14 protein-coding genes are annotated in these 17440 nt (G+C 64.2%); 8 read left to right on the forward strand and 6 right to left on the reverse strand.

The features are described from left to right. Positions 1–60: 60 nt before the first annotated feature. Entirely contained in the window at positions 61–2781 is a 2721-nt protein-coding gene (locus tag SM755_RS01920; protein ID WP_323171214.1) for a DNA-directed DNA polymerase, read from the reverse strand. A 192-nt stretch (positions 2782–2973) separates the two neighbouring features. Between SM755_RS01920 and SM755_RS01925 the strand changes: the two genes are divergently transcribed. From SM755_RS01925 to SM755_RS01935, 3 genes are all read left to right on the forward strand, one after another. Beyond that, complete coding sequence (locus SM755_RS01925) at positions 2974–3135, forward strand: hypothetical protein (RefSeq protein WP_006664419.1); 162 nt, start codon at positions 2974–2976, stop codon at positions 3133–3135. A 259-nt stretch (positions 3136–3394) separates the two neighbouring features. Further along, positions 3395–4036 (forward strand): hypothetical protein, encoded by a 642-nt coding sequence (locus SM755_RS01930; RefSeq protein ID WP_323171215.1) that lies wholly within the window; start codon positions 3395–3397, stop codon positions 4034–4036. Next, positions 4033–4602, forward strand: a complete 570-nt coding sequence (locus tag SM755_RS01935; protein ID WP_323171216.1) for a hypothetical protein — start codon at positions 4033–4035, stop codon at positions 4600–4602. The genes SM755_RS01930 and SM755_RS01935 overlap by 4 nt, the downstream gene beginning before the upstream one ends. A 69-nt stretch (positions 4603–4671) precedes the next feature. On the opposite strand, the gene rad50 is transcribed toward SM755_RS01935, so the two are convergent. The 3 genes from rad50 to SM755_RS01950 form a co-directional block, all read right to left on the reverse strand. Next, positions 4672–7440, reverse strand: a complete 2769-nt coding sequence (rad50, locus tag SM755_RS01940; RefSeq protein ID WP_323171217.1) for a DNA double-strand break repair ATPase Rad50 — start codon at positions 7438–7440, stop codon at positions 4672–4674. After that, positions 7437–8828, reverse strand: coding sequence for a DNA double-strand break repair protein Mre11 (gene mre11, locus SM755_RS01945; RefSeq protein WP_323171218.1), 1392 nt, complete (start codon positions 8826–8828; stop codon positions 7437–7439). Before mre11 ends, rad50 begins: the two co-directional genes overlap by 4 nt. Before the next feature lie 138 nt (positions 8829–8966). Beyond that, positions 8967–9239, reverse strand: a complete 273-nt coding sequence (locus SM755_RS01950) for a helix-turn-helix domain-containing protein (protein ID WP_006664414.1) — start codon at positions 9237–9239, stop codon at positions 8967–8969. A 242-nt stretch (positions 9240–9481) separates the two neighbouring features. Here SM755_RS01950 and SM755_RS01955 point away from each other — a divergent pair, with 242 nt between their 5' ends. Both SM755_RS01955 and SM755_RS01960 read left to right on the forward strand, forming a co-directional pair. Then, entirely contained in the window at positions 9482–10699 is a 1218-nt protein-coding gene (locus SM755_RS01955; RefSeq protein WP_006664413.1) for a proteasome-activating nucleotidase, read from the forward strand. A gap of 193 nt (positions 10700–10892) precedes the next feature. Continuing rightward, positions 10893–11801 (forward strand): glycerophosphodiester phosphodiesterase, encoded by a 909-nt coding sequence (locus SM755_RS01960; RefSeq protein ID WP_323171219.1) that lies wholly within the window; start codon positions 10893–10895, stop codon positions 11799–11801. Positions 11802–11886: 85 nt separating this feature from the next. Here the strand turns inward: SM755_RS01960 and SM755_RS01965 are convergent, their stop codons facing one another. Further along, positions 11887–12027, reverse strand: a complete 141-nt coding sequence (locus SM755_RS01965) for a hypothetical protein (protein ID WP_162832063.1) — start codon at positions 12025–12027, stop codon at positions 11887–11889. A gap of 188 nt (positions 12028–12215) precedes the next feature. Between SM755_RS01965 and SM755_RS01970 the strand changes: the two genes are divergently transcribed. Then, positions 12216–12770, forward strand: coding sequence for a GMP synthase subunit A (locus SM755_RS01970; protein ID WP_323171220.1), 555 nt, complete (start codon positions 12216–12218; stop codon positions 12768–12770). A gap of 24 nt (positions 12771–12794) precedes the next feature. Here the strand turns inward: SM755_RS01970 and hflX are convergent, their stop codons facing one another. Then, a complete protein-coding gene (gene hflX / locus SM755_RS01975; protein ID WP_323171221.1) occupies positions 12795–14129 on the reverse strand; it encodes a GTPase HflX in 1335 nt (444 codons plus the stop codon). Positions 14130–14512: 383 nt separating this feature from the next. Between hflX and SM755_RS01980 the strand changes: the two genes are divergently transcribed. Beyond that, positions 14513–15019, forward strand: coding sequence for an LUD domain-containing protein (locus SM755_RS01980; RefSeq protein ID WP_323171222.1), 507 nt, complete (start codon positions 14513–14515; stop codon positions 15017–15019). 3 nt (positions 15020–15022) lie between these two features. Beyond that, complete coding sequence (locus tag SM755_RS01985) at positions 15023–17440, forward strand: LUD domain-containing protein (protein WP_323171223.1); 2418 nt, start codon at positions 15023–15025, stop codon at positions 17438–17440.

A 17440-nucleotide genomic window follows, 5' to 3' on the forward strand; every position in this document is an offset into this window, starting at 1 on the left:
AGTTCAAAACAACCGGCAGAACGCGTGTCGGGCAACGGTGACGTGTGCCGCCCGGGACGGTCACATGAAACTGTCCAGTCCCTTCTGCTCCTGACCGCTCTTTACTTCCTCCCAGGAGACGCCGAGCGCCTCGAGAATTCGCTCGATCGGCCCCTTCAGCGTCTTCTCTAACATCGTGTCGTAGTCGATCTCGAACGCCTCGGGAAGTTGATCCTCGTACTCGAAACAGATCACGTCGGGGTCGCGCTTGAACGCGCCGTAGACAGGATCGGTTCGCGCGTCGAGTCCCTCCTCGGCTTCGAGTGCTTCGAAGAAAGTGGGATCGACCCGATCGAGGTAGAGCCGTTTCGGCTTGCTGCCGCGCTGGAAGTTGGTACCGAGGAGTCGGTTGGCGTACTTCGCGCCGCGAACCTGGGCCGTATCGGTGTCGTAGTTGTCCAGTCGCTTGCCGATGCCGCCGGGGATGGCGATTTCCTCGGGCGAGACCGCACCCGCGCGGACGTCTTCGATGATGCCGTTGACGTACTCTTTCGCCCCCTCAATATCGCCCTCGCGGACGATCATCTCGATGACACGATGCTGGACCTCCTTCGTAATCGGGGCGATGTCCGAGCGTTTGTACTCGAAGCCGGTGATGTCGATGTCGTCGACGTCCTTGCCTTCCTTCCAGATGATGTGGCCGGCGTAGCGTTTCTTCTTGCCGGCCTGGAAGAAGCGCCGGTAGAGTTTCTCGAACTCGATCTGGAAGCGGTGCTCCTCGGCGTTCAGGTCCTTCCGGGCGAAGTCGTCGTAGCGGCCGTTGATGTACTCCTCGATGTCGAAGGATTGCTCGAGCGCGTCCGCCTTGGACACGTCCGGACCGAGTTCGAGCATGACCGAGTCGGTGTCTCCGTAGGCAACCTGATAGTCCAGTTCGTCTGCGGCAGTCTCGGTGAACTCGATCACTTCGCGGCCGGTTGCGGTGATCGCCGAGGCCGCTTCCTTGTCGTAGAGTCGGAACTGCTCCCAGCCGGAGACGCCGTAGAGCGAGTTCATGATGACTTTCACCGCGCCCTGCTGGCGGTCGTACTGTTCGTACTCGGGCGTGCCGGGTTCGTGCTCGTTTCGCAGCGCCTTTTTCTCCTCGCGCTCGGCGAGGAGTTCGGTGATCATCTCCCGGTTTACGCCGTCGGGTTCCTTTCGGAAGTGGGTCCCGGTGGGTGCGACGTAGGTCTCGCCGTCGTAGGTGTCGGGGTCGACCCTCGTCTCCGGCGACGCGTTGATCGTCGTCATGCACATCGGGTACAGCGACTTCAGGTCGAGCACGGTGACGTTCTCCTTGACGCCTGTGATCGGTTCAAAGACCGCGCCGCCCTCGTACTCCTCGCCGGCCTCCTGTTGACCCTTCGAGGGTAGCGCGAACTGGCCGTAGGCCTGGTGGAGGACGTACATGTCGACCGCGTCACCGGGCGTCGGCGCGTCCTCGAGTTTACAGCCGACGAACGAGCGCACCTCGTCCCAGAACGGGATGATCTCCTGCTGACGGTCGAGTTCGACGCAGAGTTCCACGTCCCGGAGGTTGTATTCGAGCAGTTGCGTGGGGTCGTCCTCCCAGAGGTCGCCGATGTCGCCGGCGTAGCGCTCCTTGCCGACCCCTAACTCGGCTTCGCCGACCGCGTCGAGCCGGTAGGAATCGAGTTCGGAGAAGACCATCCGCTGGTAGCCATAGAGCAAGTCGAAGACGACTCGGCCCTTGATATCCGGGCCGCCCCAGCCGCTTCGCCAGACCTCGTCGACGCGCGAGAGGCGGTCGGTCGAGAGATCGAACTCGTGGTGTGAGCCCTGGAGTTCTTCGAGTCGGTCGAGGAAATACGGCGCGTCGAAGTCCTCGAAGTTCCAGCCGGTGAGCACGTCGGGGTCCGTTTCGGAGACGTACTCGATGAACGCCTCGAGCATTGCCTCCTCTGTCTCGAAGCTCCGGATCGCGTGGTCGATCCCGCCCTCGATCGGGTCGTACTCCTCGATCGCTTCGGGGATCTCACCGTCGCCCGCGTCGGCTTCGCAGATCCACATGACGTACTCGTCGCGGTAGGAATCGTGGCTGGTGAGACAGAGGATTTTCTCTTCGCCGTCTTCGGGGAAGCCGTGGCGGTCCTCGACCTCGATGTCGAACATACAGACGCGCGGATCGGCGTCGACGTCGACGGCCGCGACCTCGTCGTGGGGGACGACGAGCGAACCGTCCTCCGCTCGGCGCTCGGGGATGCGAATCCCGCTGCGGACGTCCTTGTCGATGAGAAACCGGTTCGGGAACAGGATGTCGGCCTCGTAGTGCTCGAAATCGTCCCTGATCTGCCCCACGTCGCGGGGCGTCTGGCCGAAGATTTTCGTAAGTCGCTCGCCGCGGATGCTCTCGTAGGGCTCGCCGTTCTCGTCTTCGGTTTCGCTGCCCGTGAGTCGATCGTACTGTTCCGCGGGCGGGCGGTCGAGGGTCTCGGTTGGCGCGTAGAAGTACGGTCGGAAGCCGACGAACTGAACGTGTTCGAGTTCGTTCTCGGTCGTCCGCCCGAAGACGTGCATGATCGGCCGTTCCTCGTCGCCGTAGCCGGCGATCGTGTAATCGACCTGCATCACCGCGAGTTCGAGTTCACCGTCGGGTTCGGGGAGGGTTTCCTCGACGACGTCTACCACCTCGGTCGTGGTGGTTCCTCCGTTGCCCGCGACGGCGACTGCCTCTTCGTCCGGCCGCGTTGCGGACTCCTCTGAGAACTCCGTGAGTCCGGTCTGGCCCGCCTCAGTCATGGTATCGGGCTTTGTAGCCGGTGAATAAAAACCCCTGCAATCCACGCCGCTCCGTCGCCACCTGGAGACGGGTACCTGTGGGTCCGTGCGTAGCGCCGCTACCGATTTTGTTGGTCCCCGCCCCAACGTGATATTGCAGCGGTAAAAAGACATATAATGTGGTAACACATACCAAGAACTCGGGTGACCGAGATGTCAACTGCTACCGACGACGTGACGGATCGTAGTTCCGCTGTAGAGTCCCCGACGATCGAATCCTACGAGACTGACGACGGCGTCGTCTTCTTCGATGCCCAGAACCCGCTCGCGTGGGTCGAAACCTCCCGGACATTGGTGCTCACGGAGGTCGCCTGAACGCGGACGTGCCGTCTGATCGAAAGACGGCGCGGGTGCGTTCGACCGTGTGACAAGCCATGGTCTGCAACCGATGACCTGTGGCCTGCAACCCGCGAATTGCAACTCGTGAACTGTAACCTGCGACCTGCAACCTGATCAGAACCACGTATCACAACTGCAACCGACGAATGCGGCTACAACTGCGACTGATGAACATGGCTCCAACTGCGACCGACGAACGCGAATCCTTTTGCGGGTGCTCGTCTTCTGCCCACCTGTGGTATCCGATCGGACTCCCGGGAACTCCGAGCGTACACACGAAGACAGCGAGAAGAGCGGGGACCGGTACATAACAGCGGACGAGAACGAACACTCCCGGCTACACGAGAGCGAGTCGTCACTCGATCCTACCGAGGAGTGGGACCCCGAAGCCGAGTTCACCGATCCCGAGAGCGATTCGTTGACGATCCCGGCGGTCGAAACCGAAGACGCCGGGTCAACGCTCCACGATGACCTCGTCGCCGATCACGAACTCGACTCGATTCCCATTCCGGAGGTCTCGACGACCGAGTCCGACGTTCCATCGGAACTCCTCAACATCTTCTGGGGACTCGTCCTGGTGATCAACGCTGCCGTTCTCGCGCTCTCGCTCGGCCTCCTCTTCTTGCTTTTCGAGGGGGTCTCGGCCCATGGCGTCGGACTCGTCATCGGTGGCGTCGTTCTCTTCGGGTTCGCCTACCGTCGATACCGGTCCTACCAGGCCCGCAGCGACGAGTTCACGCACGACGGCGAGACAGCCGGCGACTCGGAGCAAGACCCCGCAAGCAGCGACGGGGCAGCCAGGAATACTGACGCTGGCAAAAGTACTTCAGGGGATGGTCCCGAACAACGGATACCGGACGACTCTGACAGACCATGACAACCGTCCAAGATGACACCGGCAAACGATATCTGCTTCTCAAACGCTCCGAACACGCGAGCCTCGTTCGGGACCCACAGACCGGCAACGAGTGTTACGTTCAGAACGACCGCCTCGATTCGGTCGACGCTGACGAGGAATTCACACCGATTGCCGAGGTCGTCAGCAGCCCCGTCCGAACGCTGCTGACGACCGTCCACGACGAGGCCACGCTCGGCCTCCTCGTTGAACTCGCAGACCGGGGGCCGCTCGATGTGCGGACGATACTCGCCGGATGCGAGCTCTGTGAAAGCGATCTCCACGGCCGATTGACCGTCCTGACGAGCGCCGGCCTGCTTACCGAGGTTGAACTCGGGGTCGACGGCCGGCGAGGGTATCAGCTTACGGATACGGGCGAACGAGCACTGGAAACGATTCGATTCGATACCGCGGTCGATGCGGGTTCGGAGTCCGGTAACCAACTCGGTGCGGATACGAGTACGGAGACGGACACCGCGCCCCAGGAGGGCGAGACGGACGACACGAGTTCGGTTCGCAAGCCGCCTCTCGAAACGCGAGAGTCGTAGCGGTCAAGTAGCGAGTGGCCGATCGGGTTTTATCGGTGCCGGGAGACGAAGAGCGAACTATGAGAGCCGTTATTCTGCTGCGAGGAGTGTCGCTTCGGGCGGCTCGCCGCGTTCAAGTCGCGAGCGATTCGACGTTGCATCCTTCTCGACGCGGACCAGCGAGTCCGCCGCGCCGACGAGTTCGCGATCGTGGCTGACGACGACGATCTGTTCGACGCCGAGATCGCGCATCGATTCGACCAGCGAGACGAGTTGCGTGACGTGGCCGGAGTCAAGGAAGACGGTCGGCTCGTCGAGGATGAGCGGGGGCATCGGAGCGGCACCCTCGACGCCCTCGGCGAGCAGGCGGTAAATAGCACACCGCAGGCTGAGGTTAAAGAGCGCGCGCTCGCCGCCGGAGAGCTGTTCGGGATCGAGGCTCTCACCGTCTTTCTGGTAGACCGTCAACTGGTAGTCGCCATCGAGGTCGATCCCCGCGTATGAGTCGTTCTGGTAGACCAGTTCGAACGTCTCGTTCAACAGGCGTTCGAGCGTCTCGACGTTTCGCTGGCGCAGTTCCGAGCGCAACTCGCCGTAGGTCGTCTGCAGCGTTTCGGCCTCGCCGTACAGCGATTCGAGGGTTTCACACCGCTGCTCGACGGCCTCGAGGCGATCCCGAAGCCGCTCGAGTTCGTCGAGTTTCTCCTCGACGCCGCCGATCTTCCCCTGGAGATCGTCGCGTTCGGCCTCGAGTTCGTCGAGTTTCTCGTCGACCTGATCGATATAGCCCTCGGCGTTTTGCTTGTCTTCGCGCGCCGTTTGAACGCGGTCCTCGTCGAACTCGGAATCGAGGTCGCGCTTGCGGTCGCGTTTCGTCGAGAGCGTCTCGCGGCGCTCGTCGTTCATCTCCTGCCAGTCGGCCCGACGATCCCGCCGAGTCTGGATCTCCCGCTCGAGTTCGGCGCGCTCGTCGGCGATTTCGCGCACGCGTTCGAGCGTCTGAATCGTTTCCTTGAGGTCGCTCCGTTCGCCGTTTATCTCGCCCAGCGTCGCCCGGATCTCGTCGATTTCGGATTCGAGATCGGCCGCCGCTTCGCGCTTCGATTCCGCCTCGGATTCGAGGTCATCAGCCTCCTCGAGAAGTGCGTCCCGCTGGTCGCGTCGCTCAGCGACGGCCGCCCGTTTTTCGGCGAGCAGTTGCGCGACGTTGTCGCGGTTGTCTTCGAGTCGTTCGACGCGTCGTTCGGCCTCGCGGAGCGCTTCGAGGTCTTCGAGACGCGCGTCGAGTTCGGCTCGTTCCGTCTCGAGTTCGTCGCGGCGCTCCGCGAGTTCGGCGCGTTCCTCGCGTTTTTCGTCTAACACGTCCACGTGGGGCGAGTTCTCGACGGGCTGGCCGCACTCGGGGCACTTGCCCGCCTCGAGTAACGTTTCCGCCTCCTCGATGGCGTTGTCGACCGCCTTGAGGTCTGCAGTGATGTCGTTTCGATCGGCGACGATCTCCTCGCGCTCCGTCTCGAGTGCGTCGAGCCGTGCCTGCGTCTCGCCGAACACGACTGCGGCGTCGTTGTCGCTGTCACCGTCGCTGTCGCTGCCGCTGTCGTCCGTCGCCTCTCCGTCCGCAAACCGCTCTCGGAGCGACTCGATCTCGTCTTCGAGGTCGGCGAGTTTCTCCTCGCGCGCGTCGATCTCCGATTCGTCGTCGTCGAGTCGCTCGCCGAACTCGGCGGCGTCCTCGCGGGCGTCGGCCGCCTGCGCGTCGAGATCGTCCGCCGCTTCGCGGAGCCGTTCCTGTTCCTCGGTTTTCGTCTGGATCGAGGCCCGAACGTCCGCGAGTTCGTCCTGGAGTTCCTCGTCGCGGGCTTCGAGGTCGGCGATGTGGCTCTCGATCGTCTCGTCGTTGTCGGCGTCGGCGTCGCCGTCGGTGTCGCCGGCAGGGTCGATGTCGCAGTCGAGTTCGGCGAGCAGGTCGTCGCGCTCTTCGGCGAGATCCTCGCGGGTTTCCTTCCGGTCGCGAATCTCGTTCTGGGCGGTCTCGCGTTGTCGCTCGGTTTCGCTGATCTTCGACTGGAGCGAGTCGATCGCGTCGGTGAGCGTTTCGATCTCCTCGCGAGTCTCCTCGTGGCGGTCGAGTACGTCCTGGGCGGTCTCTAACGTGTCGACGGCCTGTTCACGCTGGGTTTCGTAGTGCTCGAGTTCGTCGACGAGTTCGTCCCGTTCGGTTTCGAGGGCGTTCAGCGTGTCGTGGAGATCCTGCGCTTCTTTCTGTTCGACCTGCGAGCGGACATCGTCGAGAACCTCGCGCTGGCCGTCGAGGACGGTCTTGACGCCGAGTCGGGCCTCGCTCGCGCGCTCGCGGTACTCCTCGAGTGCGCCGAGTTGGAGTAGATCGTCGATCATGTCCTGGCGGTCGCTCGGCGAGGCGTGGATGAGCTTGTTGACCTCGCCCTGGCGGACGTACGCGCAGTTGACGAACGCCTCGGCGTCCATCCGGAGGAGTTCGGTGATCGTCCGTCGCACGTCGCGTGCGCCCTCGATGGTGTCCGCGGGCGTTTCGAGGACGCACTTCGTCGTCGTCGCCCGATCGCCGCGGAGTTTGAGTCGGCGCTCGACGCGGTACTCCCGGTTGTCGTGGGTGAACCAGAGTTCGATTTCCGCCTCGTCTTCGCCGGTCGTGATCACGTCGTCGAGCGTGCGGTCGTCGAGCGCTTTCGAGCCATAGAGGGCGAAGAAGACGGCCTCGAGCAGCGTCGATTTGCCGCTGCCGTTGACGCCGTGGACGACGGTGACGCCGCGTTGCAGGGTGAGATCGGCGTCGCCGTAGCACTTGAAGTTCAGCAGGCGGATTCGGTCGACTCTCACGCGAAATCACCCAGTGAGGCGTGGTCGGTTTCCCCGTCTCCGTCCGCCCGACTGCCGTCCTCGGTCGTCGCCGCAGTACCCTCGGTCCCGGCGGGTTCGCTCGCCCCTTTCCGTTCTCCTTCTTCTTCCCCTTCGCCTTCGTCGCTGGCTGTCGCTGCGATGGACGCCGCGTCGGTATCCCCGAATTGATCCGCAACCGTCGTCACGTCCTCGTCTGCAGGCTCGCAGTCCGGGACTGGATCGAACGCGGCCCGATCGTCCTCGAGAAGGTCACGGACGCGGCGCTCGACCGTCTCGCGAACGTTCGAGTTCGGCAACTCGTCGTTGCGAACCGTCTCGTCGATACCGAGGGCGGCGTCGCTGAGTCCCAGTTCCCGGACCCGCTCTCGCACGGCGGCGTCGGGATCGGCGAAACTCACCGTCACCTCCTCGGTTTCGTCCGGCAGCTCCCGCCGGTCGTTCATCCGGGCCACGAGCGCACCGCGGTCGAGCGCGAGTTCTTCGACGGCGGCCGGGGTGATCGGGCGACCCTCGCCCTCGACCGTCACGATGACGACGGCGTCCTCGACATCGTGCTCGTGCTGGCGGACGCGTTCTTGCACGCGGTCGATGCCTTCGTCCGCCTCGAGTTCAACGTCGACGAAGACGAACTCGCGGGTGTCGGTGAGCGCGCGGCGGCTGATGGCGACGCCGTCGTCCTCGTCGTTCCCGGCGGCCTCGCCACCGAACTCGACCAGATTGTATCCCCGCGCCTCGCGCTCGCTGGCGCTCGCACGTTCGGTCGACCCGCAGTACGTGACCCAGGTATCGAGCACGTCCGCGGTTTCGGGCGCGTGATTGTCCCCAAGGAGCACGGCGTCGAACTCGACGGTCGCCTCCTCGAGCATGCGTTCGGTATCCCAGTCCGCGTGGGCGAACGGTTCGAACAGACCGTGGCCCACCAGCGCCGCGTGCGTCGCCTCGTCCGGGCGCGGACTGAACTCGTAGTCGAGTTCGTCTCGCCGGGAGCGGGGGACGAAGTCCTGGCCGTAGATGGCGACGCCGTCGACGACTTCGGGGGAGGGTCCGAGTCGAGTCGCGAGGCCGATGTCGGCGAAGAGGTCGAGCCACTGTGCGTCGCGTTTGCCCTCGTGGTTGCCGACGATTGCGAGAAAGGGGATGTCGGCGTCGTCGAGCGTTCGGAGGACATCGATGGTGCCCTGGAGGTCGACCAGTCCCGGCCGGCGGTCGTGAAAGAGATCGCCGGCGTGGATCACGGCGTCAACGTCGGCCGCGACCGCGTCCTCGGCGACGGTTCGAAACGCCTCGAGAAAGTCCCGTCGGCGCGCGGGCGAGTTGTACTGCTGGTACCCGATGTGGGTGTCGCCCGTGTGTATCACCCGTGTCATCTACCCGTCATTGGTGTGTGGGCCCTAAAGAGGTTCCGCGACCGGAGTGAAAGTAGTCTTCGCTGAGAAATCTCGACTCGGGAACGACGGCTCGCGGATCGAATTATCTACATCGCCGCGGGTTCCGGTTGTGGCCGTTCAGGCGTCGATATCGAGACTGTACAGGCGCTTGCGGGCGTCCGAGAAGGAAAAGCGAGCGTCGACGACGTTCTCCTCGTCGAGCCGGTTCAGCGCGTAGCGCACCGTTCGGGCGGGGAGCAGGGTCTCGTCGGCGATCTGCTGTTGGGTCATCGTATCGTTGTACTCAAGGACCTTTGCAACGAGTTTAGCACTCGGGGGGAGTTCGCGAACGTCGTCCCAACTTCCTCGCTCCTGTTCGGTCTCCTGACGAAACGTCTCTGAAGCACTCATCGTATACCCATTACCGAATACGAGGTGATAATATTTTCTGTTTCGTATAATGCCCCATAGTTATATCTAGCGTGTGATGGAGCACTGAACTCGTCGTGGAACGCGGCTGGAGAGACGGGTCACTGAGCGGGTCTCGGCGAGAAGCGGCGGAATCGAAGCCGGTTGAATCTGTCGGCACAACCGGCTTCAGCGGGGACAGATGACCCGAAGCCTCTTATGAACCAACACCCAAGGAACGGGTGATGACTGACACTGTGGACGACGTCGACCTCCCATATGACGAGGACGAGGCGTCCCAACAGGAGAAAATTCAGGCGCTCGAGGATCAGCTGGAAATCCTCGAGTCGCAAAACGAGGAGATGCGCGACAAACTCCTCGACGCGAACGCCGAGAACAACAAGTACCAGCAGAAACTCGAGCGGCTCACGCACGAGAACAAGAAGCTAAAGCAGTCCCCGCTGTTCGTCGCCACCGTCCAGGAACTCACCGACGAGGGCATCATCATCAAACAGCACGGGAACAACCAGGAAGCCCTGACCGAAGTGACCGACGAGATGCGCGAGGAGATCGACCCCGACGCCCGCGTCGCCGTCAACAACTCCCTCTCTATCGTCAAGACGCTCTCCAACGAAACCGACGTTCGGGCCCGCGTCATGGAAGTCACCGAGAGTCCCGAAGTCAGCTACGAGGACATCGGCGGCCTCGAAGACCAGATGCAGGAAGTCCGCGAAACCGTCGAGATGCCACTCGAGAAGCCCGACATGTTCGACGATGTCGGGATCGACCCACCGAGCGGCGTCCTGCTGTACGGCCCGCCGGGCACCGGGAAGACCATGCTCGCAAAGGCCGTCGCTAACCAGACCAACGCCACCTTCATCAAGATGGCCGGCTCCGAACTCGTCCACAAGTTCATCGGCGAGGGAGCCAAACTGGTCCGGGACCTGTTCAAGGTCGCCCGTGAGCACGAACCCGCCGTCATCTTCATCGACGAAATCGACGCCATCGCCGCCAAGCGCACGGAGTCGAAGACCTCCGGCGACGCCGAGGTCCAGCGGACGATGATGCAACTCCTGAGCGAAATGGACGGCTTCGAGGACCGCGGCGAAATCCGCATCATCGCCGCAACCAACCGCTTCGACATGTTAGACCGCGCGATCCTCCGCCCCGGCCGCTTCGACCGCCTCATCGAAGTTCCAAAGCCGAACCAGGAGGGCCGCGAGATCATCTTCGAGATCCACACCCGCGGCATGAACGTCGCCGACGACGTCGAGTTCAGCGCACTCGCCGAAGCGGCTGACGAGGCCTCCGGTGCCGACATCAAAGCGGTCTGTACCGAGGCCGGGATGTTCGCCATCCGCGACGACCGCACCGAGATTCAGATGGCGGACTTCGAGAACGCCTGGGACAAGGTCCAGGCCGAATCCGACGAGACCGAAGACGTGTCGAAGACGTTCGCCTGATCGGTCGCTCCTGTTGGGCTGTCGGCTGTTTCGAGGAACCGTCTACTATCATTTCTGCCGACGATCGTGAACTCGCCAGCGGCCGCTTTTCGTGCACGGGATCGAGTATCTCTCTATACCAGCACGGAGCAGAATTTGTGATATGTAGCACTCATATAAACGATCTTTGTTGTCAGTCGGGTGGTCCGTCGTGATGGCGGGAAGACAGCCCGATTCCGACAAGACGGCACAGCAACGGCACACGACTGGCACGGCCGGTCGGCGGACGATCCTCGGAACGATCGGAGCAGTTACGGGACTCGCAGTCGGGACCGTCGGTATGAGCGACACCGGTGCGGCACGGGAGGGCGACGACCGAGTAGCCTCGTCCGAGCGCTCTCGCTCCGGCGCGACGCACGGCCCACACCTGACTGCACACCGCGGGTACGCCGATATCTACCCGGAAAACACGGTCGCGGCGGTCGCCGGTGCGTCGCGGCTCCGAGCGGATCGCATCGAGATCGACATTCAACCGTCCGCGGACGGCGAAATCGTCGTCTTCCACGACGAGTTCCTCGACGATCTGACCGACGAGACGGGACGCGTCGCCGAGACGCCCGCCGAAACGGTGCGCGGAGCCGAAGTTCTCGAGAGCGGGGAAACGGTGCCGACGCTTGCGGCGGTTCTCGACGCCGCCCGCCCGAACGTCACGATGAACATCGAGTTCAAGGACAACGGCGACTACTCCTGGCAGGAAGTCGCCGAACGCACCCTGCCGATTGCGGCCGACTATCCAGGCGAGTTCTACGTCTCCTCGTTCCAGACGGCCGCGCTCGAGGCGGTCCGGAACGTCGATCCGAGCGTATCGGTCGCGAAGCTCTTCGGGTCGAACAAAGACGAAAATCTGCAGATCGCGCGCGAACTCGATGCCGAGGCAGTCAACCCATCGCTCGGCGTTCTCGATACTGAACTCGTCGAGACCGCCCACGAGGAGGGCCGTGCCGTGAACGTCTACACCATCGATACCTGGCAGGAGGCGCGCCGGCCCCTCGAACTGGGCGTCGACGGACTGATCGCGGATTATCCGAGCGTCCTCGAGTTCGGGACCGGTAAACGGGCGTAGTTAGCCGGCGGTCGTTTCACCGCCGGTAGCGCAGCGAGGCTCGAACGCGTGGGAAGACGTAACGTCTGGCTCTCTCCCCTGTCTCTTACAGCAATGCCGAGAAGACGAGCCACGGCACGACGAAAAGGGCGATCGTCAACACCGCGAGGAGCAACAGGTAGCCAGCGCCCGTTCCGAGCGCGGTGATCCAGGCCGGATGCTTGAACTCGTTGAGATCGACTGCCATACCCATACCGTTCGCTGACGAGCGTATAAACGTACCGGACAGCGGCAGTGGGACAACAGCAGTAGGACAGCAGCAGCGGTGGCCAGCGATGCAGGCCATCCGAGAAGCCGCCGGGAGACGAAATACCGCCATCATGTGGCGTTTCGCTTCCGGACCGTTTTTACCGAGTGACTGGCTAGAGGCCCGTAATGACGAAGATCGTCGTGGTGGACAACCACGGGCAGTTTACGCACCTAGAGCGCCGGGCGCTTCGCGACCTCGGCGTCGACACGGAATTGATCGACAACGACACCCCACCGGAAGCGATCGATGCGGACGGCGTCGTCCTCTCGGGCGGGCCGGACATGGATCGCATCGGCGCTTCCGCCGAATATCTCGAGGCGGATATCCCCGTCCTCGGCATCTGTCTCGGCATGCAACTCATCGCCGAGGAACTCGGCGGCCGCGTCGAGGACGGCGACTACGGCGGCTACGCCGACGTCACCGTTGAACTCGTCGACGCAGACGATCCGCTCACTGGCAACCTGCACCCCGAAACGCGGGTCTGGGCGAGCCACGCCGACGAGGTCGTCGAACTCCCCGACGGCTTCGAACGGACGGCCACGAGCGACGTCTGCGGCATCGAAGCGATGAGCGACACCGACCGCGACCTTTACGGCGTCCAGTGGCACCCGGAGGTCGCCCACACCGAGGAGGGCGACGCGATCTTCGAGAACTTCCGGGATATCTGCGAAGCAGCGTAAGCGAGCGGCCGAACCGAACGAGCGTTAGAGTTCTTCTGCGGTCGCTCGCAACCGCTCGATAACCGACGGCCGTCCGCGACAGACGAGCGTCACGGTATCGCCGTCGTAGTCGACGGTATCGACCGACGTGCGGTCGTACGCTCGCGAGACGAGTGACATTGCGTCGTCGCAGTTCGGCAGCCGAAACACCGCCCGTTCGGCCGGCAACCGGTCCAGGACCGCCGTCCGAAGCGGTTCGAGGTGTCGCCCCGTTCGAACGCTTATCGGGACCGGGTCCGAGGCGGGTGCCGGGAGGATCGACCGTGCTACCGAGCAGCGACGCGCCCGCTCGCGGACGCCGAGCAGATCGACTTTGTTCAGGGCGGTGACGATGCGGTCGTCGTCGACGCCCTGCGCGTCGAGCACGTCGAGCGAGACCGTGAACCGCTCGCGAAAGCGGTCCGGGGGATCGCTCGCGTCAGCGACCAGCACGACGACGTCTGCGGCGGCCGCCTCCGACAGCGTCGCGCTGAAGGACTCGACGAGTTCGTGCGGGAGGTCGTCGACGAAGCCGACGGTGTCGGTCGCGAGGACGGGGCGGCCGTCAATGGTCGCTCGCCGGGTCGTCGTTTCGAGGGTTTCGAAGAGGCGATCCGCGATGGTGGCGGTCGGGGCGTCGTCGGAGCGATCCGTCGCCGGCGTCTCCGGTGATTGGTCGGTCGATCGCGAGCGCGCGGGTGGCGAGTACGACAGATCGTCGGCGAGCCGGTGCAACAGCGTCGACTTGCCGGCGTTGGTGTAGCCCGCGATCGTGACGAGATCGAATCCCGCTTCGCGACGGCGTTTGCGAAATTCGGTCGCTGGATCCTGGCACGCGGCCAGTTTGCGTTCGAGACGGTCGATTCGATCGCGAACGTCGTAGACCGGCGACCCCGTTTCGGTTTGTCTGTTGAGTAGCCCTTCGTCCGCGGCTTCGATCACGCGCGGGAGTTCGTATCGCAGCGTCGCGAGTTCGACTTGCAGTTGCGCGCGGCGCGTGCCGGCACCGTCCTCGAACCGTTCGAGAACGAGCCGGTAGCGGTCGATGACGGCCGTCTCGTCCGGCATCGCCGACGCGAGCGCGTGGTGCTGGCTCGGCGTCAGTTCGCCGTCAATGACGACGCGTTCGGCGTTTCGGTCCGCGACGGTCCTGGCGAGTTCGGTGACCGTGCCGGCCCCGAAGTAGGTGCCAGGATCCGCGGGACCGACCTGGGTGCGTTCGGCGACGACTTCGTGTCCGGTTGCGCGGGCTAACTCGGTGATTTCGTCGGTATCCACGGGAGCGGTTGGTGATCGTTTCGCGATGACTGTGCGTCGGGTCGGCGTGTTCGATTGTACCATGAGTGGGTGTTCGGTGGCATGAGTCGGGACGGAATCGGTGCTCGCCGCGGTTCGCGCGGGAGCCGCGGCTCTCGACGTGGTGACGGCCGGATGCTCGCCGTGTAGTTTCGCCGTGTTGCGGTTCCGCAGTGTCGCGTCTTCGCGGACTCGAACCTGTTCGGTGTCCGATGCGAACGCGGTACTCTCGGTCCGAAACTGCCGCTCACGACGGCGGCGAGCGATCCCGGCTTACCGGCTGAAAAGGGTCTCCATGTCCTCGCGTTCGCTTCATCAAGGAGCGATATAGCGCTTTGGGTGGTGTGTGAATGGGGAGCGCAATTCCGATCAGGGCGGGATCGAGACGACCGCCACGCTATTGGTCTCCCACCAGAACATGGTAGATAATGACAACCGATACAGTCGGCCGATTTGAACGCAGCCTCGACGAACTCGCGGTGAGCGTCGCGTTCACATCGGCGGCCGATGCGACCGACCGGCTCGACGCGGTCCTCGAAACCCCGGCCGTCGGCGTCCCGCTGCCGTTCGACGGCGTTTCGCTTCCCAACCGGATCGCGGCGGAGCCGACGGCTACTGAACTCGCGGACGCCCGAACCGGCATCACGCCGGCCACGTTCGCGATCGCGGAGTACGGTACCGTCGCGATCGAGTCACGGGCAGCCGGCGACGAACCGATCAGCCTCTACCCGGAGCACCACGTCGCCGTCGTCGCGGCGAGCGATATCGTCCCGGACATCGGGGCCGGATTCGACCGCCTCGCCGACCGGTTCGCGGCCGGCGGCGACAGCATCGTCTTCGCGACGGGCCGGAGCGCGACCGCCGACATGGGCGGACTCGTCCACGGTGTCCACGGCCCCGGCGAGGTCACCGTCGTCGTACTGGAGGACCGATAACCGATGGCCGAACGCAGCCACGAACCAGGCCAGTCCGACACGGGCGCAGCACCGAACTCGCGAGCGGAAACTGCCGCCCATCTCCGTCACCTGCTCGAGACCGAAGGCGAGGCAATCCACACCCAGACTAGCGTCTCGAACTATCGCCGTGCGCAGGCCTACGACGAGACGGACAACCTCGACGCGCTGCGAACCGAGGCGCGGGCAATCAAAGAAGATGCCATTGATCGCCTCCCCGAGTTGATCGAGACGGTCCGCGATGCAGTCGAAGCGAACGGCGGCACGGTCTACCTCGCGGACGACGCCGCCGATGCGAACGCGTACGTGGCCGACGTGGTCGAAGACCGCGCGGGCACCGATGGCTCGGAAGCGGCTACCGGCAGCGAGGAAAGCGGGGCCGGCGATGGCGACAGAAACCGGCCGTCGGTCGTCAAATCCAAATCGATGACGACCGAGGAGATCGACCTCAACGACGCCCTCGAAGCTGACGGTATCGACGTCACCGAAACCGACCTCGGGGAGTGGGTCCTCCAGGTCGCAGACGACACGCCCTCGCACATCGTCGGTCCCGCGATGCACCTCACCCGCGAGGAGATCGCCGACCTGTTCGTCGAACAGTTCGACCCCGACGTCGAGTTCGATACGCCGGAAGCGCTCACCAAATTCGCCCGCGACCACCTCGGCGAGCACATTCAGGACGCCGACGTCGGCATTACCGGCGCGAACTTCGTCGCCGCCGACAGCGGAACGATCGCGCTCGTGACGAACGAGGGCAACGCCCGCAAGTGCGCGGTCACGCCCGACACGCACGTCGCCATCGCCGGCGTCGAGAAACTGATCCCCTCGGTTCGCGACCTCGAACCGTTCGTCGACCTGATCGCAAAGAGCGCGACGGGCCAGCCGCTCTCCCAGTACGTGACGATGCTCTCGCCGCCGACGAACTCGCCGACGGTCGACTTCGAGTCACCCGACGAACCGCTCGGCGGCGATGACGGCACCGCTGGCGCCAACCGAGACCGCGAGTTCCACCTCGTCCTCCTCGACAACGGGCGCACGGACATGCGCGAGGACGACCAACTGCGGGAAACGCTTTACTGCATCCGCTGTGGTGCCTGTTCGAACTCGTGTGCGAACTTCCAGTCTGTCGGCGGCCACGGCTTCGGCGGCGAGACCTACTCCGGCGGCATCGCCACCGGCTGGGAGGCCGGCGTCCACGGACAGGATTCCGCAGCCGAGTTCAACGATCTCTGTACCGGCTGCACGCGCTGCGTCGACGCCTGCCCGGTGAAGATCGATATCCCCTGGATCAACACCGTCGTCAGGGACCGCGTCAACCGCGACGACGATCCCGAGGCGTACGACTTCCTCGTCGACGGCCTGACGCCGGACGACGAACCGGACGGATTCGACCTCGGCAAGCGCTTCTTCGGCAATATTGCCACCGTGACGAAACTCGGCAGCGCGACCGCGCCCGTCTCGAACTGGCTCGGCGACACCGAACTCGTCCGCTCGCTGCTCGAGCGCACGCTCGGGATTGACCGTCGACGGGACCTGCCGACGTTCGAACGACGATCGCTCGTCGACTGGTTCGCGGCCCGCGGCGGCGAACGCGAATCGAGACGGCGAGCAGCGGCCGCCGGTCCGGAAGATCGACACAGTGAACTCGACCGCGAGGTCGTCCTCTACCCGGATATCTACACCAACTACGTCGACACCGACCGCGGGAAAGCCGCCGTCCGAACGCTCGAGGCGCTCGGCGTTCCCGTCTCGGTTCCCGACCTGCCCGAAAGCGGGCGTGCACCCCTCTCGCAGGGGATGGTCGCGACGGCGGATCGACAGGCCAGCCGGGTCTATGCCGCGCTGGCCGAAGACCTGGACGCGGGCCGCGATGTCGTCGTCATCGAACCGTCCGACCTGGCGGCGTTCCAGCGCGAGTACGAACGATTCCTGCCGGAACGGTCGTTCGAACGCCTGCGGGACAACAGCTACGAGATCTGCGAGTTCGTCTTCGGCCTGCTCGAGAACGGGGCGGACCCGGACGCGCTCTCGACGGGCGATGGCGATAGTAGTGGCGATGGTGATAGAGATGGAGATGGCAACCGGTCGATCGCCTACCACTCGCACTGCCAGCAGCGCACGCTCGATCTCGAGGAGCCGACGACGACCCTGCTCGAGCGCTGTGGCTACGCGCCACGGACTTCCTCGGTCGAGTGCTGCGGGATGGCCGGTTCCTTCGGCTACAAGCGGGAGTACTACGAGGTCAGTATGGACGTTGGCGACCGGCTTGCCCGGGAGTTCGACCACGGGGGGACGGATCTGGTCGTCGCCTCGGGAACCTCCTGCGGCGACCAGCTCGAGGCGTTACTCGAGCGGGACGTTCCCCACCCGATCGAGGTGCTCGCGCCGGGTTCGACCGTGTAG

Origin of the sequence: Natrialba sp. PRR66, assembly GCF_034808065.1 — an archaeon.
Taxonomy (GTDB): Archaea; Halobacteriota; Halobacteria; order Halobacteriales; family Natrialbaceae; genus Natrialba; species Natrialba aegyptia.